The sequence below is a fragment of the Streptomyces sp. NPDC043854 genome (genome assembly GCF_056436005.1).
The window spans coordinates 69120-92567 of record NZ_JBWKDK010000004.1; the positions used below are offsets into that span (position 1 = coordinate 69120).

Annotated in this window: 20 protein-coding genes; 12 read left to right on the plus strand and 8 right to left on the minus strand. The window is 74.8% G+C overall.

Annotation, left to right across the window (positions count from 1 at the left end; genetic code table 11):
• Positions 1–59: 59 nt before the first annotated feature.
• On the minus strand, positions 60–1337 hold the full coding sequence (locus AC068A_RS05330) for a type ISP restriction/modification enzyme (RefSeq protein ID WP_478581002.1): 1278 nt from the start codon (positions 1335–1337) through the stop codon (positions 60–62).
• Between the two features lie 110 nt (positions 1338–1447).
• Here AC068A_RS05330 and AC068A_RS05335 point away from each other — a divergent pair, with 110 nt between their 5' ends.
• Positions 1448–1612, plus strand: a complete 165-nt coding sequence (locus tag AC068A_RS05335; protein WP_478581005.1) for a hypothetical protein — start codon at positions 1448–1450, stop codon at positions 1610–1612.
• 162 nt (positions 1613–1774) lie between these two features.
• Here AC068A_RS05335 and AC068A_RS05340 read toward each other — a convergent pair whose 3' ends face one another.
• Positions 1775–2524 carry a GntR family transcriptional regulator gene (locus AC068A_RS05340; RefSeq protein WP_478581007.1) on the minus strand — a complete coding sequence of 250 codons (750 nt, stop codon included), beginning with the start codon at positions 2522–2524 and terminating at the stop codon, positions 1775–1777.
• Between the two features lie 78 nt (positions 2525–2602).
• On the minus strand, positions 2603–3916 hold the full coding sequence (gene hmgA, locus AC068A_RS05345) for a homogentisate 1,2-dioxygenase (RefSeq protein WP_478581009.1): 1314 nt from the start codon (positions 3914–3916) through the stop codon (positions 2603–2605).
• A gap of 263 nt (positions 3917–4179) precedes the next feature.
• Between hmgA and AC068A_RS05350 the strand changes: the two genes are divergently transcribed.
• The 8 genes from AC068A_RS05350 (at position 4180) to AC068A_RS05385 (ending at position 16483) form a co-directional block, all read left to right on the plus strand.
• Complete coding sequence (locus tag AC068A_RS05350; protein WP_478581012.1) at positions 4180–6279, plus strand: right-handed parallel beta-helix repeat-containing protein; 2100 nt, start codon at positions 4180–4182, stop codon at positions 6277–6279.
• A 536-nt stretch (positions 6280–6815) separates the two neighbouring features.
• Positions 6816–7634: a cupredoxin domain-containing protein gene (locus tag AC068A_RS05355; protein WP_478581014.1), complete on the plus strand. Its 819-nt coding sequence runs from the start codon at positions 6816–6818 to the stop codon at positions 7632–7634.
• Positions 7635–7705: 71 nt separating this feature from the next.
• Complete coding sequence (locus AC068A_RS05360) at positions 7706–9007, plus strand: hypothetical protein (RefSeq protein WP_478581478.1); 1302 nt, start codon at positions 7706–7708, stop codon at positions 9005–9007.
• Positions 9008–9066: 59 nt separating this feature from the next.
• Complete coding sequence (locus tag AC068A_RS05365; protein WP_478581481.1) at positions 9067–9687, plus strand: TetR/AcrR family transcriptional regulator; 621 nt, start codon at positions 9067–9069, stop codon at positions 9685–9687.
• Between the two features lie 202 nt (positions 9688–9889).
• Positions 9890–12214, plus strand: a complete 2325-nt coding sequence (locus AC068A_RS05370; RefSeq protein WP_478581017.1) for a molybdopterin-dependent oxidoreductase — start codon at positions 9890–9892, stop codon at positions 12212–12214.
• A 72-nt stretch (positions 12215–12286) separates the two neighbouring features.
• Positions 12287–13801, plus strand: coding sequence for a CitMHS family transporter (locus AC068A_RS05375; RefSeq protein ID WP_478581019.1), 1515 nt, complete (start codon positions 12287–12289; stop codon positions 13799–13801).
• Between the two features lie 100 nt (positions 13802–13901).
• Positions 13902–15314: an aldehyde dehydrogenase family protein gene (locus AC068A_RS05380; protein WP_478581022.1), complete on the plus strand. Its 1413-nt coding sequence runs from the start codon at positions 13902–13904 to the stop codon at positions 15312–15314.
• Positions 15315–15403: 89 nt separating this feature from the next.
• Positions 15404–16483: a Zn-dependent alcohol dehydrogenase gene (locus AC068A_RS05385; protein WP_478581023.1), complete on the plus strand. Its 1080-nt coding sequence runs from the start codon at positions 15404–15406 to the stop codon at positions 16481–16483.
• Positions 16484–16578: 95 nt separating this feature from the next.
• Here the strand turns inward: AC068A_RS05385 and AC068A_RS05390 are convergent, their stop codons facing one another.
• Complete coding sequence (locus AC068A_RS05390; protein ID WP_478581026.1) at positions 16579–17238, minus strand: TetR/AcrR family transcriptional regulator; 660 nt, start codon at positions 17236–17238, stop codon at positions 16579–16581.
• Positions 17239–17352: 114 nt separating this feature from the next.
• Here AC068A_RS05390 and AC068A_RS05395 point away from each other — a divergent pair, with 114 nt between their 5' ends.
• Both AC068A_RS05395 and AC068A_RS05400 read left to right on the plus strand, forming a co-directional pair.
• Positions 17353–18504: an acyl-CoA dehydrogenase family protein gene (locus AC068A_RS05395; protein WP_478581029.1), complete on the plus strand. Its 1152-nt coding sequence runs from the start codon at positions 17353–17355 to the stop codon at positions 18502–18504.
• Positions 18505–18605: 101 nt separating this feature from the next.
• Positions 18606–19235 carry a TetR/AcrR family transcriptional regulator gene (locus tag AC068A_RS05400; protein WP_478581030.1) on the plus strand — a complete coding sequence of 210 codons (630 nt, stop codon included), beginning with the start codon at positions 18606–18608 and terminating at the stop codon, positions 19233–19235.
• On the opposite strand, the gene AC068A_RS05405 is transcribed toward AC068A_RS05400, so the two are convergent.
• On the minus strand, positions 19226–19687 hold the full coding sequence (locus AC068A_RS05405) for a MaoC family dehydratase (protein WP_478581034.1): 462 nt from the start codon (positions 19685–19687) through the stop codon (positions 19226–19228). The two genes, AC068A_RS05400 and AC068A_RS05405, sit on opposite strands and share 10 nt — an antisense overlap.
• Positions 19688–19789: 102 nt before the next feature.
• On the opposite strand from AC068A_RS05405, the gene soxR reads away from it, so the two are divergent.
• Positions 19790–20233, plus strand: coding sequence for a redox-sensitive transcriptional activator SoxR (gene soxR / locus AC068A_RS05410; protein ID WP_478581035.1), 444 nt, complete (start codon positions 19790–19792; stop codon positions 20231–20233).
• Here the strand turns inward: soxR and AC068A_RS05415 are convergent.
• The 3 genes from AC068A_RS05415 to AC068A_RS05425 all read right to left on the minus strand — a co-directional run bounded on the left by AC068A_RS05415 (position 20214) and on the right by AC068A_RS05425 (position 23398).
• Complete coding sequence (locus AC068A_RS05415; RefSeq protein WP_478581038.1) at positions 20214–21176, minus strand: 3-keto-5-aminohexanoate cleavage protein; 963 nt, start codon at positions 21174–21176, stop codon at positions 20214–20216. The genes soxR and AC068A_RS05415 overlap by 20 nt on opposite strands.
• Entirely contained in the window at positions 21173–21913 is a 741-nt protein-coding gene (locus AC068A_RS05420; RefSeq protein WP_478581039.1) for a hypothetical protein, read from the minus strand. Before AC068A_RS05420 ends, AC068A_RS05415 begins: the two co-directional genes overlap by 4 nt.
• A gap of 153 nt (positions 21914–22066) precedes the next feature.
• A complete protein-coding gene (locus AC068A_RS05425; protein ID WP_478581041.1) occupies positions 22067–23398 on the minus strand; it encodes a serine-threonine protein kinase in 1332 nt (443 codons plus the stop codon).
• Positions 23399–23448 lie beyond the last annotated feature (50 nt).

Below are 23448 nucleotides of genomic sequence, written 5' to 3' on the forward strand. Positions count from 1 at the left end.
CGCTCCGGGGGCGGTCCCGGGCCCCGGCTCCGGGGGCGGTCCCGGGCCCCGGCTCCGGGTCAGAGCAGGGCGAACTGCCCGCCCGGGCCCTCCTCCTGGTGGTCCAGTACGGAGGCCGGCCGCCGGGCCCAGTGTGGCGCGGGCAGCACCCCCGCCGCCGTCAGGTCGGCGCGGGACAGCAGCGGCCCCGGCGTGAACGCCTCCCGCTCCGGGGCCAGATCGGCCAGCAGCGCCAGGGTGGTCACCAGGGCCAGCAGCTCCGAGGTCCACGCCTGCGGCCACTCGGCCGGGCCGAGCGCCTCAAGCCCCTCGACGCCGGCCTCCCGGTGCGCGCAGCGGGCGGCGAACCAGGCCCGGAGCACCCGCGTGCCCGCTTTCGCTCCCGCGCTCCCGGCCCCGGCAGGCGCGCCCGGCAGCTCGTACTCCCAGGCGGCCCGAGGCACCGGGGAGACGGTCCCGGACCCGAGGCCCAGCGTCTCGGTCTCCGGCTCCCAGTCGAGCCCGTCGGGCCAGGTCTGGATCGCCGAGCGCACGTACGGCCGCCGGCCGCCCGGCAGCCGGGGCGACTCGCCGCCCGCCACCCCGCGCAACTGGACCGCGAGCAGCCGCCGGCCGAGCTTCAGCCCGGCGTGCCAGCGCTCCGGGTCGACGGTGAGCGGCACCTCGTGGCCGCGCGGGCCCGGCCGGCCCGCCGCGAGGATCCAGCACAGCACGTCCTGTGCCGTGACCGGGCCCCCGTAGCGCTCGCTCAGCAGGGGTAGCAGGCCCGGCGCGAGGTTCGGCTCGGCGCCCCCGGGGCGCCGGTGCAGCGGACGGATCCCGCCCAGCCGGCCCGCCGGGAGGTGCCGGGTCACGAGCAGGCCGCCCGCGCCGGAGCCGGGGCCGGAGCGGCCGGAGCGGCCGGAGCCGGGGCCGGGGCCGGAGCCGGCGCCCGGGCCGGCCGCCCGGGTCTCGACGGTGAAGAGCTGGTGCTCGTCCAGGACGCGCCACAGCTGCGGCCGGGAGGCGTCGATGAGCCGCTGGTCGGGCAGCAGCCACTGCTCGTCGAAGGGTGCGTACAGCACCCGCACCGGCTCCGGGCAGGGGCCGGGCGCGTCGGCGAAGCCGGCCGTGGACGCGGAGCGGCGGCCGGGCAGGGCGGCCGCCCCGGCGGTGGCCGACCGGAACCGGGTCGGGCGGAACAGCCGCTCCCGCTCCGCCCCTTCGGCCCCGGCCAGGACCGACCAGCGGGTCCGCAGGGCCGCCGGATCGGGGGCCGCGACCCAGCCGCGGCCCAGGCGCAGGCCGCTCACGGCCCAGGGCATCAGATCGTCCAGCAGCGGTACGTCTTCGCTCACCCGGCAGATGGTAGCGAGGGGCCGCAGGGGGCCGGGCGGCCCGCAGGGCTGTGCCCAGGTCGAAGCGTTACGCTCCTTATGTACGGAATGTACAGATGCGAGGAGTGGTCATGAGTCAGTACGACGAATACTCGACTCCGTCGCAGGCCGAGGGCGAGCGGCTCGACGAGGACATGGACGAGAAGGAGCGCGCGGCCCACCACCACCCGGACACGATGCGCACCACCCCGTCACAGGCGGAGGGCGAGCGCAGCGCGGACGACGACGAGAAGTAGCGCTCCGGCCCCGGGCCGGGCCGTACCCCGGTGCGCGGGTGCGTCGGGCGGTACCGGGCCGCATCGGGTCGGGTCGTCGGGTCGCGTCGGGTCGGGTCGGGACGTCGGGTCGGGACGTCGGGAGGTCGGGAGGTCGGGAGGTCGGGAGGTCGGGAGGTCGGGTCAGTGGGCCTCGACGGTCACCGTGAACGAGAACCGGTCGCCCCGGTACCGGATCCGCGCCACGTCCACGACCCGGCCGTCCTCGTCGTACGTCACGCCCGTGTAGTGCAGGATCGGGCTCAGTAGCGGCACTTGGAGCAGCTCCGCCGTCTCCGGGTCGGCGAGGCGCGCCTCCACGGTGTCCGTGATCCGGCTGATCCGCACCCCGACGACATCCCGCAGCACCTTGGTCATCGGCCAGCGCGCCAGGTCCTCCAGGTCCACCGCGTCGGCGATCTCGGTGCGGACGGCGTTCTCCGCCCAGTTCGTCGGCTCGCCGCTCTCGCCGTCGTGCCGCAGCCGCCGGTACGTGACCACCTCGGCCGTGTCCGGGAAGTGCTCCAGCAACTCCCCGGACACCGGGGTCCGCTCACGGCCGAGAACCGTCGTACGGTCGCCGGACTGCTGCGCCACGATCGCGTCGACCGAGCCCAGCAGCCGCACCGGGGCCCCGCGCCGTGCGCCCGGTTCGATGAACGTGCCGCGCCGCCGGTGCCGGCTGATCAGCCCCTCACCCTCCAGCTCCTTCAGCGCCTGGCGCATCGTCAGCACGCTCACCCCGTAGTGCTCGGCGAGCTGCTCCTCGGTGGGCAGGCGCAGCGAGGCGTCCGGGGTGCGGCCCAGTATCGAGGCGCGCAGCGACTGTGACACCTGGTACCAGAGCGGCAGCTTCCGGTTGAGCACCAGGGAATCGGGGGCGAAGGCGGTCACGGTCGTTCTCCGTACGGACGGGGCGTCGGGTGTCCGGCCCCTCCCGCGGCGGCGGGCCGGGGAGGGGCCGGGGGCATCTTAGGCGCGGAAGTGGCGCTCCAGCCCCTGCCAGACATCGTCGTACGCGGGCTGGAGGTGGCCGGCACCGGCCGCCTGGGCGGTGACGGCGATCGGCCAGCGCGTCTCGAACATGAAGGCCAGACCGTCGTCGATCTTCTGCGGCTTCAGCTCGGCGGCGCTGGCCTTGTCGAAGGTCTCCCGGTCCGGTCCGTGCGCCGACATCATGTTGTGCAGGGAGCCGCCGCCGGGGACGAAGCCCTCGGCCTTGGCGTCGTAGGCGCCCTCGATCAGGCCCATGTATTCGCTCATCACGTTGCGGTGGAAGTACGGCGGGCGGAAGGTGTCCTCGCCCACCAGCCAGCGCGGCGCGAAGACCACGAAGTCCACGCCCGCCAGGCCGGGGGTGTCGGAGGGCGAGGTCAGCACCGTGAAGATCGACGGGTCCGGGTGGTCGTAGCTGATGGAGCCCAGGACGTTGAAACGGTGCAGGTCGTAGACGTACGGGGTGTGCGTGCCGTACCAGGCGACCACGTCCAGCGGGGAGTGGTCGTACGTCGCGGACCACAGGTTGCCGCAGAACTTGTTGACCACCTCGGTCGGGCGGTCCTCGTCCTCGTACGCCGCCACCGGGGCCCGGAAGTCACGGGCGGCCGCGAGGCCGTTGGCGCCGATCGGGCCGAGGTCCGGCAGCTCGAAGGGGCGGCCGTAGTTCTCGCATACGTACCCGCGGGCGGTGTCGTCGAGCAGCTCGACGCGGAAGCGCACGCCGCGCGGGATCAGGGCCACCTCGCCCGGGTTCGCGGCGAGCAGGCCGAGCTCGGTGCGCAGCAGCAGGCCGCCGCGCTCCGGGACGATCAGCAGCTCGCCGTCGGAGTCGCTGAACACCCGGTCCGTCATGTCGGCGTTGGCGGAGTAGAGGTGGATCGCCATGCCGGAGCGCTGCGTGGCGTCGCCGTTGCCGCCGAGCGTCCACAGGCCGGAGAGGAAGTCGGTGCCCGGGGCCGGGTCGGGCGTCGGGTTCCACCGCAGGCGGTTGGGGTCGGCCGGGGCATCGGTGAAGGGGGCGGTGCGCAGGGCGCCGTTGTCGATCCGGGTGAAGGGCGGGTGCGCGGCCGAGGGGCGGATCCGGTAGAGCCACGAGCGGCGGTTGTGCTTGCGCGGCTCGGTGAACGCGCTGCCGCTGAGCTGCTCCGCGTACAGGCCGAGGGGTGCGCGCTGGGGCGAGTTGCGGCCTGCGGGGAGGGCGCCCGGGACGGCCTCCGAGCTGTGCTCGTTGCCGAACCCGCTGAGGTACTCCAGGGCCCCGGCCGTCTTCCTGGCCTGCTCGCTCATGGCTGCTTCCACTCTGTCGAAGGAATCCTATGGCTGACAGTAGGATTCCGCGCCGCGCGCGTCAATGGCGTTTCTGCGGCGGCCCGGTCCGGACCGGGGCGGGGACGGGCGGCGCCGGGGGTGGGGAGCGGGAGCGGGCAGGGATCGGGCGGGGGTGAGGGACGGACCGGCAGGGGCCGGGCAGATGCCGGGCGGGGGCGGGCGGCGGATTGGGTGCGTCGAGGGGGCTCACAAAACATGAACATTGCTCTACTCTCGCGCGCATGTCGTGGACCCCGTGGACCCGCAGGTTCCCTGCCGTGCCGGCGGTGCCCCTCGCCGCCCCCCTCAAGGCCCCCCTCGCCGCCGCCTTCGCCCTCCTCCTGGCCTTCCTGGCCCTCCTCGCGGCCGCGCCCGCCGCCCGCGCACACGAGGAGCGCCCCGTGACCTTCCCGGACGGCTCCGGATCCGTGCCGCAGTACCGCACCGCCGAGCCCGACCTGCTCGTCTGCAAAACCGACCGGCCCGCCTTCGAACGCCGGATCGCCGCCTTCCCCGAAGCCCTGCGGCAGCGCAACCTGACGCTGTACGAGCGGTGCGAGAAGACCGGCCACCGACACCTCCAGGAGGCCGTCGACGCCGTGGACCGGCCCGGCATGAACATCGCGATCCTCCCCGGCCTCTACGAGGAGGAGCCGTCACTGCCGCAGCCGACGGGGGAGTGCGCCGCCCTGAAGGCCCCCTCCTCCGCGCTCGGCTACCAGATCCTGTCCTACGAACAGCAGGCGCGGTGCCCGCACAACCAGAACCTCGTCGCCATCCTCGGCAAGAAGAACCTGCAGATCGAAGGCACCGGCGCCACCCGCCTTGACGTCGTCGTCGACGCGAAGTACCAGAAGCTGAACGCCGTCCGCGCCGACGGGTCCGACGGCATCTACTTCCGCAACTTCACCGCCCAGCGCACCACCTTCAACTCCCTGTACGTCCTCGCCGCCGACGGATTCGTCATCGACGACGTACTGACCCGCTGGAACGACGAGTACGGCTTCCTGACCTTCGCCAGCGACCACGGCCTGTACAAGAACTGCGAGTCGTACGGGAACGGCGACTCCGGCATCTACCCCGGCAGCGCCTCCGACATCAACGACGGCCGCGGCTACGACGTCCCCCGCTACTCGATCGAGATCACCGGCTGCCGCAGCCACCACAACATGGTCGGCTACTCCGGCACCGCCGGGGACTCGGTATGGGTGCACGACAACGAGTTCGACCAGAACATGGGCGGCGCCTCGATGGACAGCGCCTTCCCCGGGCACCCCGGACTCCCGCAGAACCACGCCAAGTTCGAGCGGAACCTGATCCACGACAACAACCAGGACTACTACCGCCACGTGGCGGACGGCACCTGCGCCAAGCCCCCCGTGGACCGCGGCTACGAACAGGGCGTCGTCTGCCCGCAGATATCCATGCCGCCGGGCACCGGCATCATCACCGCGGGCGGCAACTGGAACGTCTACGAGCACAACTGGGTGTACGGGCACCGGCGCGCGGGCTTCTTCCTCTCGGCCGTGCCCGCGTTCATCCGGGGCGAGGAGGAGTGGTCCAAGCAGACCGACACCTCGCACCACAACCGGTACGCCGCGAACGTGCTCGGCAGGGACAAGGCCGGCGCCGTCCGCCCCAACGGCATGGACGTGTGGTGGGACGGCCAGGGCCGCGGCAACTGCTGGCAGCCCGGCCCGGACGGCTCCAGCCCCGGCACCCTTCCGCGGTGCGGGGAGCGCCGGGGCGACGTGTCCGGCGGCTCGGCCCGCCTGATCGGCGAACCGGTCAAACTCGCCCAGCTGCTCGTCTGCGCCGACTACGACGTGCAGGCCCGCAGGCTCCCGGCCGGCTGCGACTGGTACGGGGCGCGCGGCCCGGCCCGGGTGGAGACGCAGATCGCGCTGGCCGCGGCGGCGGTGCTGCTGCTGGTCGGCGGGGTGCTGTGGTGGCGGCGTCTGCGGCACTCCCGCCTGGGCACGGCGGCCTCGCTGCTCGGCCTGGCCGGGCTGGCCCTGGACGTGGCCGGCTCCACCACGCCGCTCACCCCCACCGCCGTCCCGGCGCTGGCGCTGCTCCTGCTCGGCCTGTGGTGGACGGGCGCCGGCCTCGCCCTGCGCGCCGACCGCCCCTGGCTGGCCCGCCTCACCCTGCTCCTGGCGGGGCTGACCCTGCTCGACGCCTTCGACAAGGCCGTCCTGATGATCCCCTGGATCCCGCTCAGCCCGGCCTGGGCCCGCGCCCTGACCGCCGCCGTCTGGATCCTCTGGGCGGCAGCCGCCTCCACCCGCCGGCCCCCCACCCCCACCCCCGCCCCCACGCCACCCCCCACCCCCGCCTGACCACCCGCCGTCCGTCCACGGCCCGCCGCACGGGCGCCCCCCGGCCACGCGCAGCCCGCCGAGGCGGCGCCTGCCCAGCCGCAGTCCGGCCCCCCGGGCGGCCCAGGGCCGACCTGCTGAGCCGACGCCCCCTTGCCCCACGCCAAGTCGACAGGGCGGCAGCGCCCGCCGGCCCGCCCGAGCGCCCCCGACCCCAGGAGACCGCAGTGACCACGCACCCCGCAGCCGCCTCCGGACCCCCCGATGGCCCCCGTTCCTTCAACCCCGAGGGCCGGCCCCCCAGCAGCGAGCCATCCCGCGCCCGCCCGGGTGCCGAGGCCGGTCCGCGGCCGGCCCCCGGCATCCCGTCCGTGGCCCGGCGCTCCCCGGCGGCGAGTGCCGCAACCGCTCCGGGCGCCCCACCGGGTGCCGGTCGCGCCCGGCACGAGGGTGCGGGCGGGGAGGCGCAGGGCCGGGGTGCGGGGGCCGGGCAGCGGTCGGGGGCCCGTGGCCGTGCGGCGGTGGGGGCACAGCGGCGGGTGGCTGGGCGGGGCGGGGTGCTGCTTGTCGTCGGGGTGCTGGTCGGGGGCACTGTGGCGGGGTGCGGGGGCCGGGCCACGACCCACCACAAGCCCGGCACCAGCCACGAGCAGGCCACCGGCAGCGCCGGAACAGTGCTCGACGTCCGCGACGGCACCGGCCACCGCCTCCGCGAGGTCCCCGCCGAGGGCGCGCCCCAGGTGCGGGTCACCGCCCGCCCCGACTCCGAAGACGGCTGGAACCTCCAGCTGGCGGTGGAGAACTTCCGGTTCACCCCCGAGAGCACCGGCGGCGCCGCCCTCCCGGGCGCCGGCCACGCGCACCTGGAGCTCGACGGCCGCAAGCTGGCCCGCTTGTACGGCCCCTGGCACCACCTGCCCGCGGCGCAGGTGCCCGACGGGCCGCACACCCTGACCGTCCGCCTCTACGCGGACGACCACACCGCCTGGGCGGTCGCCGGAAAGCCGGTCGAGGGCGCCGCCCAGCTCTCCGCCGCCGCCCCGGGCACGCCCGGCGGCCACAGCCACCCGGCGCCCCCGCCCGAGTCCCCGCCCGCCTCCGCCCCCGCGCAGGCGGAGCGTACGGTCACCATCACCGTCCGGGACGGCAAGGTCGTCCCCGCCCCCGGCCGCACCGAGCTCAAGCGCGGCGAGCGCGTCGCCCTGCGCGTCACCAGTGACCGCGCGGACACCCTGCACGTCCACGGCTACGACAAGGAACTCGCCCTGCCGGCAGGCCAGGAGGCCACCCTGGTCCTGACGGCCGACCGCACGGGCCTGTTCGAGGTCGAGACCCACCAGTCCCGCCTCGTGCTGACCCAGCTCCTCGTCCGGTGACGCCGCCCCCGCTCCCGTACTCGCAGGCGGTGACCGGGCCGGGCGCCGCCACCGGCGGCCGGGGCGTGGTCCTGTACCCGGACGCCGCGGACCCGCTCACCGCGCTCGCGCACGGCATCGGCTCCCAGCACGATCTCCCGATCTCTCCCTTCTACGCGTTCGCCGGCGCCTTCACCGCCCTGTTCGTCTCCTTCCTCGCCCTCGGTCTGCTGTGGTCGTCCTCCCGGTTCCGCGGTGACCGGTCCGGCCTCGCCCTGCCGGCCGGCCTCCAGCGGATCGCCGACGCGCCCGCCACCCGCAGCGCCCTCCGCGGGCTCGGCCTCGCCGCCTTCCTGGCCCTGCTCACCTCCCTCCTCCTCGCTCCCGACGACGCCGACCGCAACCCCGGTCCCGGTGCCGTCTACGTCCTCTTCTGGGTCGGCCTCGTCCCCGCCTCCCTCCTCCTCGGCCCCGTCTGGCGCCTCCTCAACCCGCTGCGTACCCTGCACCGCCTGCTGCACCGCCTGCGGCTGCTCCCGCGCCGTCCCTCCCCCCTTCCCGCCCGGCTCGGCCAATGGCCCGCCGCGGCCGGGCTGTTCGGCTTCACCTGGCTCGAACTCGCCGCTCCCGACCCCGCATCCACCACCACCCTCCTGATCGCCCTCGCCGTCCACACCGGCGCCCACCTCACGCTCGCCGCCTGCTTCGGCGAGCGCTGGTTCGACGACGGAGACGCCTTCGAGGCGTACTCCGCCCTCCTGGCCCGGCTCTCCCCCCTCGGCCGCCGCAACGACGGCCGTCTCGTGCTCCGCAACCCCTTCCACGGACTCGACGCGACGCCCGAGCGGCCCGGACTCGTCGCCACCGTCTGCGTCCTGCTCGGATCCACCGCCTACGACGGCTTCGGCGACAACCCTGCGTGGATCGACACCCTCCAGACCTCCCCCCTCGGCCGCACCCCCACGGCCACCCTCGGACTGCTCGCTTCCGTCGCCCTCGTCGCCGCCCTCTACTGCCTGTGCGCGGCGGCCACCCGCCTGGTCAGCGGCCCGCACCCCGGACCGCTCACCGCCTTCGCGCACTCACTCGTGCCGATCGCACTCGGCTATCTCACCGCCCATTACTTCTCCCTCCTCGTGACCGAAGGACCACGCACGGTAAGCATGGCATTCGGCACTGACAACGGCCCGGATCCCTTGCCCCCCTTGGGGTCCGGCGGCCTCGCCGCCCTCCAGGTCATCGCCGTCGTCACCGGCCACGTCCTCGGTGTGGTCGCCGCCCACGACCGCGCCGTCCGTCTCTTTCCGCCGCACCGGGCCGTGACCGGACAACTCCCCATGCTCGCGCTGATGATCACGTACACCCTGGGCGGCATCGGCCTGCTGCTGAACTGATGCCGCGACGGACACCATGCCCGGAACGACGGCTGAAACCGGGCGCCCGGAGCGGCATGATGGACCCCGTGCCGCCCACCCACCCCTTGCGCCGTACGCCCGTCCAGCAGCGCAGCGCCGAACGGCTCGCCCGGATCCTCGACGCCTGCGCCGAACTCCTGGACGAGACCGGGTACGAGAACCTCAGCACCCGGACCGTGGCCCTGCGCGCCGGCGTGCCGATCGGCTCGGTCTACCGCTTCTTCGGCAACAAGCGCGCCATGGCCATCGCCCTCGCCCACCGCAACCTGGACCGCTACACCGACGCCATCGCGGAGCGCCTCGCCGACCTGCCGGCCGACGACTGGCGGCCGGCCGTCGACACCGTGCTGGACGAGTACCTGGCCATGAAACGGACCGTTCCCGGTTTCGCGCTCGTCGACTTCGGCGTGCCCGCCCCGCCCGAGGAGGGCCCCGCCGTCGACCCCAACCGGTTGGTCGCCGTACGCCTCACCGAACTCCTCGGTGCACACCTCGGCCTCAGCCCGGACCCTGACCTGGAGCGGGCGGTCCTCGTCGCCGTCGAGGCCACGGACGCGCTGACCAAGCTGGCCTTCCGCGCCGACCCGGCCGGCGATCCGGCGATCGTGGCGGAAACCCGCGCGATGATGCACGCCTACCTCGCCCGCCTCCTCGACTGACCCGCTCCCGGTCCGCGCTCCCGGTCCCCGGTCCCCGCTCCCGGTCCCGGCTCCCGGCACTCTGATCGCCGGACCCTGCCTCCCGGGCCCCGCACGGCCGTCCGGGACTTCCGCCCGCGTGGATCTCCCCGACGTGCCTACCGGTCGGTATGCTCGGTGCGCCCGCGTGCCCGTGCCGCAGCCTGACGCCCCTGGAGGGCCCATGCCCCGCACCGCCCTGCGCATCTGCCCCCTCTGCGAGGCCACCTGCGGCCTGACCCTCACCCTCGACGGCACCACCGTCACCGGCGCCCGCGGGGACCGCGACGACGTCTTCAGCCGCGGCTTCATCTGCCCCAAGGGAGCGGCCTTCGGCGCGCTCGACTCCGACCCCGACCGGCTGCGCACCCCCCTCGTCCGCCGCGGCGGACGGCTCCGCGAGGCGGGCTGGGACGAGGCCTTCGAGGCCGTCGCCGCGGCCGTCCCGGCCCTCGTGCAGGAGTACGGGGCCCAGTCCGTCGGCGTCGTCCTCGGCAATCCGAACGTGCACACCATGGCCGGCGCCCTCTACCCGCCGCTGCTCCTCAAGACCCTCGGCACACGCAACCTCTTCACCGCCAGCACCCTCGACCAGATGCCCAAGCACGTCTCCAGCGGACTCCTCTTCGGCGACCCGTTCGCGATCCCGGTCCCCGACCTCGACCGCACCGACTTCCTGCTCCTCATCGGCGCCAACCCCGTCGAGTCCAACGGCTCCCTGTGCACCGCCCCCGACTTCCCCGGCCGGCTCAAGGCGCTGCGGGCCCGCGGCGGCACCCTCGTCGTCGTCGACCCGCGCCGCACCCGCACCGCCCGGCTCGCCGACCGCCACCTCGCGCCCCGCCCCGGCAGCGACGCCCTGCTGCTGGCGGCCCTGGCGCACATGCTGCTCGCCGAGCGGCTCGCCGTCCCCGGCCCCCTCGGGGAACACCTCCTCGGCCTCGGGGAACTCGCCGACGCCCTCGGGAGTTTCACCCCTGAGGCCGTTGCCCCCGCCTGCGACCTCACCGCCACCGAGATCCGCACCCTCGCCCGCGAACTGGCGGCCGCGCCCACCGCCGCCGTGTACGGGCGGATCGGCAGCTGCACCGTCGCGTACGGCACCCTCGCCAGCTGGCTCGTCGACGTACTCAACATCCTGACCGGCAACCTGGACCGGCCGGGCGGAGCCCTCTTCCCGCTCCCGGCCGCCGGCCCGCGGCCGCGCCCCGCGGGACCCGGCAGGGGCTTCGCCGTGGGCCGCTGGCGCAGCCGGGTCAGCGGCCACCCCGAGGCCAAGTCCGAACTGCCCATCGCAGCCCTGGCCGAGGAGATCGAGACGCCGGGGGAGGGCAGGATCCGTGCTGTGGTCGCCATCGCCGCGAACCCGGTGCTGTCCGCCCCCGACGGCCGGCGCCTCGACGCGGCCCTGGCCGGGCTCGACTTCATGGTCAGCGTCGACCCGTACCTGAACGAGACCTCACGCCACGCCCACGTCGTGCTGCCGCCCCCGCCGCCCTCGCAGAGCGCGCACCACGACTTCGCCTTCAACGCCTTCGCCATCCGCAACCAGGCCCGCTACACCCGCGCCGCCGTCCCACTGGAGGCAGGACTGCTCGACGAGTGCGAGATCCACGCCCGCCTCGCCCTGGCCGTCGCAGGCCTGCACGGCGCCGCCGTCCCCGATCCGGCTGCCGCGGTCGACGAGCCGGTCATCCTGGCCGCCCTCGCCAAGGAGACCGCCGACCCGCACTCGCCGCTGCACGGGCAGGACCCGGCGCGCCTCGCCGGGCTGCTCACCGGGGAGAGCGGCCCCGAACGGCGGCTCGACCTGATGCTCCGACTCGGGCCGTACGGCGACCTGTTCGGCGCGGAGGGAGATGCCGCGGCCGCGGCCGCCCCGGGCGAGGAGCGGGGCCTCGAGGGGCCGGGCGGCGGAGGGCCGGGCAGCGCAGGGCAGGCCCCTGCGGGACTGAACCTGGAGCGGCTGCTCGCGCATCCGCACGGCATCGACCTGGGCCCGCTGCGGCCCCGGCTCCCGGGCGTGCTGAGGACGCGCAGCGGCAGGATCGAGCTGCTGCCCGACCCGATCGCGGCCGAGCTGCCCCGGCTGCGCGCGGCGCTCGCCGAACGCCCCGCCGCCCTGGTGCTCGTGGGCCGCCGCCACCTGCGGTCGAACAACAGCTGGTTGCACAACGTCCCGGCCCTCACCGGAGGTTCCAACCGCTGCACCCTCCAGGTGCATCCCGTGGACGCCGAGCGGCTCGGCCTCACCGACGGCGGCCGCGCCCTGATCACCGCCGACGGCGGCGGTCTGGAAGTCCCGGTCGAGGTGACCGACACCGTCCGCACCGGTGTGGTGAGCCTCCCGCACGGCTGGGGCCACGACCGCGACGGCACCCGCCTGACCGTGGCCGCCGCCACGCCCGGCACCAACGTCAACCAGCTCCTCGACGGCACCCGGCTCGACCCGCTGTCCGGCACTGCCGTCCTCAACGGGTTCCCCGTCGACCTCACACCCCTGCCCTGAGCTGGGGTTTTGCTCGTATTGCTCACACGCGGACGTCTTGTTGGACGTGGAGGCGGCCCCTACGTTCCCTGCATGCTGACTCTCCTCGGCTTCGCCATGATCGCCACCTTCCTGGTCCTGATCATGATGAAGAAAATGTCGCCCATCGCGGCGCTCGTCCTCATTCCCGCGCTCTACTGCGTGTTCGCAGGCAAGGGCGCCCACCTCGGCGACTACGTCATCGACGGCGTCGGCAAACTCGCGCCGACCGCCGCCATGCTGATGTTCGCCATCGTCTACTTCGGCCTGATGATCGATGTCGGCCTGTTCGACCCGATCGTGCGCGGCATCCTGCGCTTCTGCAAGGCCGACCCGATGCGCGTCGTGCTCGGGACCGCGGTCCTCGCCGCGATCGTCTCCCTCGACGGCGACGGCTCGACCACCTTCATGATCACCGTCTCCGCCATGTACCCCCTCTACAAGCGGCTCGGCCTCAGCCTCGTGGTCATGACGGGCGTCGCCGCCACCGCCAACGGCGTCATGAACACCCTGCCCTGGGGCGGCCCCACGGCACGGGCCGCCACGGCCCTCAAGCTCGACGCCGCCGACATCTTCGTGCCGATGATCCCCGCCCTGGCGGTCGGCCTGCTGTTCGTGTTCGCCCTCGCCTACGTCCTCGGGCTGAAGGAACGCCGCCGGGTCGGCATGCTGGCCCTTCCCTCCGACGCCGAGCGGGCCGCCGACGACGCCGACGCGGACGGGCAGCACCTGGTCGCCGCCGGCAAGGGGTCCGCGGCCGCGGGGGCCCACGCCCACGCCGGTGCCGGTGCCCGAGGCGTCGCAGGAGCCGGTGCCGACTCCGATGCGGGCTCCGGCTCCGCCTCCGCCGGGTCCACCGCCGGTTCCGCCGGTTCTGCCGGGGCCGCCGGCGGCGCCGCGGTCGCCGACGGACCGCAGGACGGCGGCTTCCAGGGGCTCGACCCCCTCCGCCCGACCCTCCGCCCCCGCCTCTACTGGTTCAACGCCGGCCTCACCATCGCCCTCCTCACCGCGATGATCATGGAGCTGCTGCCCATCCCGGTTCTCTTCCTCCTCGGCGCCGCCCTCGCGCTCACCGTCAACTTCCCGCACATGCCCGACCAGAAGGCCCGTATCGCCGCCCACGCGGACAACGTGCTCAATGTCGCCGGCATGGTCTTCGCGGCCGCCGTCTTCACCGGCGTCCTCAGCGGCACCGGCATGGTCAAGCACATGGCCGACTGGCTCGTCGACGCCGTCCCCGAGGGCATGGGCCCGCACATGGCCCTGGTCACCGGCCTGCTCAGCCTGCCGCTCACCTACTTCATGTCCAACGACGGCTTCTACTTCGGCGTCCTGCCCGTCCTCGCCGAAGCCGGCGCCGCGCACGGCGTCTCCCCCCTGGAGATCGCCCGCGCCTCCCTCGTCGGCCAGGCCCTGCACATGTCCAGCCCGCTGGTTCCGGCCGTCTACGTCCTCGTCGGCATGGCCAAGGTCGAGTTCGGCGACCACACCCGCTTCACCGTGAAATGGGCGGCGCTCACCTCCCTCGTCGTCCTCGGGGCGGGGATGCTTTTCGGCATCATCTGACCGGGTCCGGGCCCGGCGCCCCGAAAGCCACCGGCACTGGTTTGTAGGGTGTCCACACGAGGCCAGGTCTACGCGCTCGTGCGTGCTCGGGAGGAATGCCATGAAGGCCCACGACGGGATGTACATCGCCGGTGAATGGCGGCCCGCCGCCGGTCACGACCGGATCGAGGTCGTCAACCCCGCCGACGAGCAGATCCTCGGCGGGGTCCCGGCCGGCACCGCCGAGGACGTGGACGCCGCCGTACGGGCGGCCCGCACGGCCCTCCCCGGCTGGGCGGCGACGCCCCCGGCCGGGCGAGCGGCCCTGATCGGGGCCCTGCGCGACGTACTGGTCGCCCGCAAGGCCGAGTTCACCGAGATCATCACCGCCGAGCTCGGCGCCCCCGTGGGCTTCTCCGAGATGGTCCACGTCGGGGCGCCGATCGCGGTCGCCTCCTCCTTCGCCGAGCTGGGGGCCTCGTACGCCTTCGAGGAGCGGATCGGGAACTCGACGGTGCTGCTGGAGCCGGTCGGAGTCGTCGGGGCCATCACGCCCTGGAACTACCCGCTGCACCAGATCGTTGCCAAGGTGGCGCCCGCTCTCGCCGCCGGCTGCACCCTCGTCCTCAAGCCGGCCGAGGACACCCCGCTGACCGCACAGCTCTTCGCCGAAGCCGTGCACGAGGCGGGCATCCCGGCTGGAGTGTTCAACCTGGTGACCGGGACCGGCCCGGTCGCCGGGCAGGCGCTGGCCGCGCACGAAGGGGTCGACCTGGTCTCCTTCACCGGCTCCACCGCGGTCGGCAAGCAGATCGGCGCCGTGGCCGGTGCCGCCGTCAAGCGCGTCGCCCTCGAGCTCGGCGGCAAGTCGGCCAACGTCATCCTGCCCGGGGCCGACCTGGCCAAGGCCGTCGCAGCAGGCGTGGGTCACGTCATGAACAACTCCGGCCAGAGCTGCAACGCGCTCTCGCGCATGCTCGTCCACCGCGACCAGTACGAGGAGGCGGTCTCGCTCGCGGCCGCCGCCGTCGCCAAGTACCCCTGCGGCGACCCCCTCGAACCGGGCACCCGCCTCGGCCCGGTGATCAGCGCCAAGCAGCGCGACCGCGTGCGCGGATACATCGCCAAGGGCATCGAGGAGGGCGCCCGCCTCGTCGCCGGCGGCCCGGACGCGCCGCACGAGCACGGGTACTACATCGCCCCGACCGTGTTCGCCGACGTCACGCCCGAGATGACCATCGCCCGGGAGGAGATTTTCGGCCCGGTGCTGTCGATCCTCCCGTACGAGGACGAGGACGACGCCCTGCGCATCGCCAACGGCACCGTGTACGGTCTCGGCGGCGCCGTCTGGGCCGCCGACGACGAGACCGCGGTCGCCTTCGCCCGGCGCATGGACACCGGCCAGGTGGACATCAACGGCGGCCGCTTCAACGTGCTCGCGCCCTTCGGCGGGTACAAGCAGTCCGGCGTCGGGCGCGAACTCGGCCCGCACGGTCTGGCGGAGTACCTCCAGACCAAGTCCCTCCAGTTCTGACCCGCCAGTAGTCCCCCACCGGCCCCGCCCCCGCCCAAGCACCGCCCCGCCCAAGCCCTGCCCCCGAGCCCCGAGAGACGGAATCGACCATGGTCCGCGCCGCCATCCTGCCCGCCGTCGGAGCCCCGCTGGAGATACGGGAGATCCTGCTGCCCGAACCCGGCCCGGGGCAGGTCCGGGTGAGGCTCGCCGCAGCAGGGGTCTGCCACTCCGACCTCTCCCTCACCAACGGCACCATGCGGGTCCCCGTCCCCGCCGTCCTCGGCCACGAGGGGGCGGGCACGGTCCTCGCCGTGGGCGAGGGGGTCGCCCATGTCGCTCCCGGCGACGGCGTGGTGCTCAACTGGTCCCCGTCCTGCGGGGAGTGCCACCACTGCTCCATCGGCGAGGTCTGGCTCTGCGCCAAGGCCCTCACCGGAGTCGGCGCCGTCCACGCCCACGACGCCGACGGCACGCCGCTGCACCCGGGGCTCAACGTGGCCGCGTTCGCCGAGGAGACCGTCGTCGCGGCCAACTGCGTACTGCCCGCGCCCGCCGGGATCCCGCTCGACGAGGCCGCCCTGCTCGGCTGCGCGGTGCTCACCGGATACGGCGCCGTCCACCACAGCGCCCGGGTGCGGGCCGGCGAGTCCGTCGCCGTCTTCGGCGTCGGCGGAGTCGGCCTCGCCGCCCTGCAGGCCGCGCGGATCGCCGGGGCGGGCCCGGTCGTGGCCGTCGACGTCTCCCCGGCCAAGGAGGAGCTGGCCCGCTCGGCCGGAGCCACCGACTTCGTCCTCGCCTCCGACACCACCGCCAAGGAGATCCGCGGACTCACCGGCGGCCAGGGCGCGGACGTCGCCGTGGAGTGCGTCGGCCGGGCGGAGTCCATTCGCGCGGCCTGGGAGTCCACCCGCCGCGGCGGCCGCACCACCGTCGTCGGCATCGGGGGCAAGGAGCAGCAGGTCGCCTTCCACGCCCTGGAGATATTCCACTTCGCCCGCACCCTCACCGGCTGCGTCTACGGGAACAGCGACCCGGCCCGCGACCTGCCGGTGCTGGCCGAGCACGTCCGCGCCGGCCGCCTGGACCTGGGCTCGATGGTCACCGACCGGATCACCCTCGACGGCATCCCCGGCGCCTTCGACGCGATGCTGGCCGGCAAGGGCGGCCGCTCCCTCGTCGTCTTCTAGCCCCGCCAAGCCGGCTTCCGGCCCCGCGCCGCTGCCTTCCCGGCCCCGTGCCGCCGCGTTCCGGTCGCGGCCCCGCCGTCCGGCCCGGTCGCGCGTCAGTCCTCCTGCCGCGCGGCCAGGGCCTCGAACTGGAGGGCCAGGCCGTCCAGCAGGGCGGTCAGGCCCGTGTCGAACGCGCCCTCGTCCACCTCGCGCTGCCGCTCGGCCAGCAGGTGGGCCTGGCCCAGGTGCGGGTAGTCCGCCGGGTCGTACGCGGCCTCGTCGTCCACGAAACCCCCGGCGAAGGATCCCACCGCCGAGCCCAGGATGAAGTACCGCATCAGCGCCCCGATCCGCGTCGCCTGCGCCGGCGGCCACCCGGCCGCCGTCATGGCCCCGAACACCGCGTCCGCCAGCCGCAGTCCTGCCGGACGCCGCCCCGGGCCGCGCGCCAGCACCGGCACGATGTTGGGGTGGTCGGCCAGCGCGTCCCGGTACGAGTGCGCCCACGTGCGCAGCGCCTCCCGCCAGTCCGCGCCCGCCCCCGCCGCGCCCTCGAACATCGACAGGTCGACCCGCGCGCTGACCGCGTCCGCCACCGCGTCCAGGATCTCGTCCTTGGTGCGGAAGTGGTTGTACAGGGAGGGGCCGCTGACCCCCAGCGCGGCCGCCAGCCGCCGCGTCGAGACCGCCTCCAGCCCCTCCGCGTCCACCAGCGCGCCCGCCGCCTCGACGATGCGGTCTCGGCTGAGCAGGGGCTTGCGCGGTCTGGCCATGCGCCACATAGTAGGGCTGCCCCGCCTGAAACTACCGCTGCTAGTTAAAACCCGCCGGCCTGCCGCGCTCCCGCCTGTTGCGTTGCCGCCCGCCCACCGCCCCGGAGGTGCCCGGTGAACCTTGAGCTCAGCGAGGAGCAGACCGCGGTGCGCCGCCTCGCCCGCGCGTTCACCGAGCGCGAGGTGGCCCCGTACGCCGCCGAGTGGGACCGCGCCGAGAGCGTGGACCGGGCCATCGTGAAGAAGCTCGGCGCCCTCGGCTTCCTCGGCCTGACCGTCCCCGAGGAGTACGGCGGCTCCGGCGGGGACCACCTCGCCTACGCGCTCGTCACCGAGGAACTCGGCCGCGGCGACTCCGCCGTGCGCGGCATCGTCTCCGTGTCCCTCGGCCTGGTCGCCAAGTCCCTCGCCGCCTGGGGCACCGAGGAGCAGAAGCGCGCCTGGCTGCCCCGCCTCTGCTCCGGCGACGCGCTCGGCTGCTTCGGCCTGACCGAGCCCGGCACCGGCTCCGACGCCGCCGCCCTGACCGCGCGCGCCGAGCGCGAGGGGGACGCGTACGTCCTCACCGGCACCAAGATGTTCATCACCAACGGCACCTGGGCCGACCTCGCCCTCGTCTTCGCCCGCACGGGCGGGCAGCCCGGCCACCGCGGGATCTCCGCCTTCCTCGTCCCCACCGACACCCCCGGCTTCACCCGCCGCGAGATCCGCGGCAAGCTCGGCCTGCGCGGCCAGGCCACCGCCGAACTCGTCCTCGACCGGGTCCGCGTACCCGCCTCCGCGATGCTCGGCCCGGAGGGCAAGGGCTTCTCGGTGGCCATGTCCGCCCTGGCCAAGGGCCGGATGTCGGTCGCCGCCGGGTGCGTGGGCATCGCGCAGGCGGCACTGGATGCGGCCGTCTCGTACGCGGCCGGGCGGGAGCAGTTCGGCCGACCCATCGCCCACCACCAGCTCGTCCAGGAGCTGATCGCCGACATCTCGGTGGACGTGGACGCGGCCCGCCTGCTGACCTGGCGGGTGGCCGACCTGATCGACCGCGGGCAGCCCTTCGCCACCGAGGCGTCCACCGCCAAGCTCTTCGCCTCCGAGGCCGCCGTGCGCGCCGCGGGCAACGCCCTCCAGGTGCACGGCGGTTACGGCTACATCGACGAGTACCCGGCGGGCAAGCTGCTGCGCGACGCCCGCGTGATGACCCTGTACGAGGGCACCAGCCAGATACAGAAGCTGCTGATCGGCCGCGCCCGCACCGGAGTCTCCGCCTTCTGAGCCCGCCGACCCCGGCGGCCCGCGTTTCCGCAAGGCGCTAAGCGCTTGCTCACCCTCCGGTAAGGTGTTCCTTCCGACAGTGACGAGAAGGTGGGCGAGCGATGGACAGCGCGGCGGAGACGACGGGCGGCTATCGGCCGTGGTCGGAGGTCACCCCCGACGCCGCGCGGCGGCTGCTGATCGCCGCGGTCGAGGCGTTCGCCGAGCGCGGGTACCACGCCACCACCACACGTGACATCGCCGGACGGGCCGGAATGAGCCCCGCCGCGCTCTACATCCACTACAAGACCAAGGAAGAGCTGCTCCACCGGATCAGCCGGATCGGCCACGACAAGGCGCTGGACATCCTGGAGACCGCGGCCGCCGGCCCGGGCTCCGCGGCCGACCGGCTCGGCGCGGCCGTGCGGTCCTTCGTGCTGTGGCACGCGGCGCACCACACCACCGCGCGCGTGGTCCAGTACGAGCTCGAGGCCCTCGCTCCGGAGCACCGCTCCGAAATCGTGGCACTGCGCCGGCAGAGCGATGCCGTCGTGCGCCGCATCCTCACCGAGGGCGTCGCGGCGGGGGAGTTCCACGTTCCGGACGTCCCCGGCACCACGCTCGCCGTCCTCTCCCTGTGCATCGACGTGGCCCGCTGGTTCAACGCCGCCGGCCGCCGCACGCCGGAGGAGGTCGGCGAGCTCTACGCCGGCCTCGTCCTGCGCATGGTGGGCGCGCCCGTTCAGAAGTAGTACCGCGACACCGACTGGGCCACGCACACCGGCTTGTCGCCGCCCTCGCGCTCGACCGTGACCGTCGCCGCGACCTGTACGCCGCCGCCCGCCTCGGTGACGTCGGTGATCACGGCGGTGGCGCGCAGCCGCGAGCCGACCGGCACCGGCGCCGGGAACCGGACCTTGTCCGTGCCGTAGTTGATGCCCATCCGCATGCCCTCGACCCGCATGATCTGCGGCACGAGGCTCGGCAGCAGCGACAGCGTCAGATAGCCGTGTGCGATCGTGGAGCCGAAGGGCCCGGACGCGGCCCGCTCCGGGTCCACGTGGATCCACTGGTGGTCGCCCGTCGCGTCGGCGAAGAGGTCGATCCGCTTCTGGTCCACCTCCAGCCAGCCGCTCGGGCCGAGCGGCTGGCCGATCCCGGCGCGCAGTTCCTCGGCGGACGTGAAGACCCTCGGCTCGGCCATGCCTCTCCCTCACACTCTCCGGTCGAATAAGCGCTTGCTCAGCATGCGGGGGCCGCATGTATCTGTCAACGGATTCCGGCAGGGCCGACTACCCTCGGCCTCGTGCCGCAGATTCCCGAGAAAGTCCACGAACTCACCGTCGGCCAGCTGTCCGCCCGCAGCGGCGCGGCCGTCTCCGCGCTCCACTTCTACGAGACCAAGGGCCTGATCAGCAGCCGCCGCACCTCCGGCAACCAGCGCCGCTACAGCCGCGACGCCCTGCGCCGGGTGGCCTTCGTACGCGCCGCCCAGCGCGTCGGGATCCCGCTCGCCGCGATCCGCGACGCACTCGCCGAGCTGCCCGAGGAGCGCACCCCCACCAAGGAGGACTGGGCCCGGCTCTCGGACATGTGGCGCAGCGAGCTCGAACAGCGGATCGCCCAACTGGAGCGGCTGCGCGACCACTTGACCGACTGCATCGGCTGCGGCTGCCTGTCCCTGAAGACCTGCGCCCTGTCCAACCCGGACGACGTCTTCGGTGAACGGCTCACCGGCTCGCGGCTGTAGCACCGCCACCGCGACCGCCACGGCCACTGCGACCGGTACCGCCGCCGCCACCGGCATCGCCCCTCCGGTCCGCGGCCCCGGCGCCGGCCGCCCGGGCCCCGGCACCCGCCGCCCCGGCCCCGGCGGCCTCGTGTGCCGCCGCCACCAGCGCGGCGTTCGAGCCGGCCGGGCGCCCGTCGGGCAGCCGCAGTACGTCGCCCAGACCGATCCGCGCGTCCGCACGGCAGCGCACGGCCAGCCGCAGCACCGGCCAGGCCGCGGCCTCCCGCCCGTACACCAGCAGGGGCCCCACCGCCGGCCGGCGCAGCGCGGCCACCAGTCCCGCCACCGCAGCGGGATCGGCCGCCGCGGGCACCACCGCCAACTCCACCGCGGGCCGGACCCGCGCGGCACCCGTCGGCTCCGGAGCCCGCGAGGCGAGGAACCGCGCCAGCTCCCCGACGCCGACCGCCCCGACCGGGCCAGCCGCCGCGACCGCGCCACCCGCACCCACAGCACCGGCCGCGCAGCCCGCCGCGCCCTCCTCGGGCGCCGCGCCCACCACGACCACCGCGTCCACCGCCACGCCCCGCGCCAGCAGCGCCCGGGCCAGCTCGGCCGCCCCCGGCTCCGCGAAGTGCACGGCGGCCCGGTCCGGGAGCACCGTCCAGGACCGGACCCGCTCCAGCCGCCCCGCCGGATCCGGCTCGGCGGCGATGCTCGCGCACACCGAAAGCGGTACGGAGACCCCCGCGCCCCGCAACGCCTCCAGCAGCGGCCCCACCACCCGGGGCGACAGGCTCTCCCCGCCGCACGGGGTCCGCGGATGGACCAGCACCTCCGCGGCCCCGGCGGCGACCGCCCCGAGCGCCGACTCCGCCAGGTCCCCGGGGGACAGCGGCACGGCGGCACCGTCGGCGGCGCCGCGCGCACCGTTCAGCGACACCTGGAGCCGCAGGCTCACGCCGCCCCGGCCGAGGCCGACACCGGCGCCCGCATCCCGTCCGCCGGCGACGCCCAGGCCGAGTCCGCGAGCGCCGGCCTGGGCACCACGATCCCGCAGCCCGCGCAGACCGGGCCGTCCCAGGCCCACGCTCCCTCCCACGACCCGTGTCCCGCCCGGCTCCCGGCCCGCTGCTGTTGCTGCCGCCCGGCCCCGGACCCCGCGGCACGCCCCGACCCGGCTCCGTGTCCCGCCGCGCGTCCCGGCCCGGGCGCCCGTCTCGGCCCCGGAACCGGCGCGGGCCAGTGCAGTTCCTGCTCACCGCAGACCGGGCAGCCCGTCCCCGGCTCCGACTCCAGGGCCGCGACCAGCCGCCGCAGCACCTCGGCCAGGGTCCCGTCCGGCCGCACCCCCGGGTCGGCGCAGCGGACCACGGCGTCCCCGCTGCCGTTCCACGCCCACTCCGGCCGGCGCAGCCCGTCGTGTTTCTCGCGCCGCCGCCGCTCCGCGAACTGCCGCTCGTACTCCAGCCAGACCGCCCGCGCCTCCTCCAGCTCCTCCAGCGCCGCCACCAGCCGCTGCGGATCCGCCGCCCGGTCCTCCGGGCCGATCCCGTGCCGGTCGCACAGATGCCACCACGTCGCCCGGTGCCCGTACGGTGCGAACCGCTCCAGGCAGCGGCGCAGCGAATGGCGCCGCAGGGCACGGTCGTTGCGCGCATCCCGCACCTGGTAGGCCAGGCTCCGGAAACCTGCCATCGCACCTCCACCTCCGCCTCGCGCGCCCAAGTCCACACCGCGGCGCCGCGCTCGGTCGCACGACGACGCACCGTGAGATGTGCCCAACATGCCCGGTCGGGTGCGGGCGCATGCGGGGGCGGTCGGGGCGTACGGGTGGCACGTGGCCGGAACTCAGCGCCCCATGCGCCCCGCAGACACCACGACCCGGGCCAGTTCCGCGTGGCAGATGTCGCTGTGCGCCCCCGACGGCGGACCGCCCCGCCGCACCACCGATGCCGTGTCCACGCTGACGCAACCGGCCGCCGGGACGCCGTCGCGCAGCGCCTCGTCCAGGGTCAGCCGCGCCGCGTCCGGCACCGCCTGCACCCCGCCGTACCCGACCGCGCCCCAGCGCTGGTCGAAGCCCAGCAGACCGGCCGAATCCCCTGCCATCCGGGAGGCCAGCGGATAGAAGACCCCGAGCGCCGAGTCGTGTGCGGAATGGCACGCCACCACCGGCCCGTCGACCCGGTGCTGCATGCCGCGCAGCACGCCGCCGCGCCCCTTGTCGTGGGGGAGCCGGTCGGTGAACGCGTAGTGCGAGAAAGCTCCTTGGAGCAGTGTCACGGACTTCACGTACCCCGCGCCGTCCGGCACCGCACGCAGCGAGAAGGAAACCAGCCGCGCCCCGAAACTGTGGCCGATCAGATGGACCCGCAGGCCCGGCCGCCGCCCCGCCAGCTCCGCGAGGACCGGGCCGAGGCCGCGCTCGCCGACGACCCCGGCCCGCTTCTTCATCTGGTAGTACGTGGCCTGCCGCAGCAGCTCCTTGGCCCCGCGCCACAGCCCGCGTACGGCCCCGCCGAGGGCGAACCCGGGCCCGGCGGGGTCCTCGGCCGCGGGCCCGCCCGCCTCGGCGAGCCCGTCGGCGAGCGCCCGGCACACCGTGTGCACGTCCTCGGTGAAGATGGCGGGAACCGCCTCCGCGGTACCACCGCCTCCGCCGCCCGTCGCGGTCGCCCCGACGCCCGCCAGCTCCCGTACCAGCGTGCCGAATTCGGCGAGGGCCTCCGCCGAACCGGGCCGCTCCTCCAGCAGTTCGGCGATGCGGTCCAGCTCCGCGCCCCTCCCCGGCCAGAACGCCCTGAGCGCCTCCCGGGTGGCGGGGTCCAGTGCGGTCCCGTGGCCGGCCTCGGCGAGGGCCCCGGGGGACTCGAAGTCCGGGATCGGCTCGTCCGAGAACCGGATCGAGGGCCATACGACGCCCACGTACGCCAGCCGCACCCCAGACCCCACCAGCCCCGGGAAGGGTGCGAAGAACCGGTCGTACAGGCGGGTCGAGGTGGACCGGTCGCTGTTCCAGCCGTGCGCGAAGACCAGCAGATCGGTGGCCTCCAGGGCCGCCACGGCCCGCACGGACGCCCTGTCCGCGTCGCCCTCGGCGTCGAAGGTCAGCTCCGCGTACGGACCGACCCCGACCCCGATCCCGACCGCGCCCGCCGCCCCGCCCGTTCCCGCCGCCATGGGTTCCCCCTCCGCGCCGCGCCCACTGGTGCCGTGCCCTGCCGTGCAGT

Bases quoted from the DNA above. Each gene is read 5' to 3' on its own strand.
- AC068A_RS05365 (WP_478581481.1), top strand. From the start codon at position 9,067: ATGGACCCCGTGCCGCCCACCCACCCCTTGCGCCGTACGCCCGTCCAG.
- AC068A_RS05425 (WP_478581041.1), bottom strand. From the start codon at position 23,398: ATGGCGGCGGGAACGGGCGGGGCGGCGGGCGCGGTCGGGATCGGGGTC.
- AC068A_RS05405 (WP_478581034.1), bottom strand. From the start codon at position 19,687: ATGGCCGAGCCGAGGGTCTTCACGTCCGCCGAGGAACTGCGCGCCGGG.
- AC068A_RS05400 (WP_478581030.1), top strand. From the start codon at position 18,606: ATGGACAGCGCGGCGGAGACGACGGGCGGCTATCGGCCGTGGTCGGAG.
- AC068A_RS05385 (WP_478581023.1), top strand. From the start codon at position 15,404: ATGGTCCGCGCCGCCATCCTGCCCGCCGTCGGAGCCCCGCTGGAGATA.
- AC068A_RS05335 (WP_478581005.1), top strand. From the start codon at position 1,448: ATGAGTCAGTACGACGAATACTCGACTCCGTCGCAGGCCGAGGGCGAG.
- AC068A_RS05350 (WP_478581012.1), top strand. From the start codon at position 4,180: ATGTCGTGGACCCCGTGGACCCGCAGGTTCCCTGCCGTGCCGGCGGTG.
- AC068A_RS05390 (WP_478581026.1), bottom strand. From the start codon at position 17,238: ATGGCCAGACCGCGCAAGCCCCTGCTCAGCCGAGACCGCATCGTCGAG.
- hmgA (WP_478581009.1), bottom strand. From the start codon at position 3,916: ATGAGCGAGCAGGCCAGGAAGACGGCCGGGGCCCTGGAGTACCTCAGC.
- AC068A_RS05375 (WP_478581019.1), top strand. From the start codon at position 12,287: ATGCTGACTCTCCTCGGCTTCGCCATGATCGCCACCTTCCTGGTCCTG.
- AC068A_RS05380 (WP_478581022.1), top strand. From the start codon at position 13,902: ATGAAGGCCCACGACGGGATGTACATCGCCGGTGAATGGCGGCCCGCC.
- AC068A_RS05420 (WP_478581039.1), bottom strand. From the start codon at position 21,913: ATGGCAGGTTTCCGGAGCCTGGCCTACCAGGTGCGGGATGCGCGCAAC.
- AC068A_RS05370 (WP_478581017.1), top strand. From the start codon at position 9,890: ATGCCCCGCACCGCCCTGCGCATCTGCCCCCTCTGCGAGGCCACCTGC.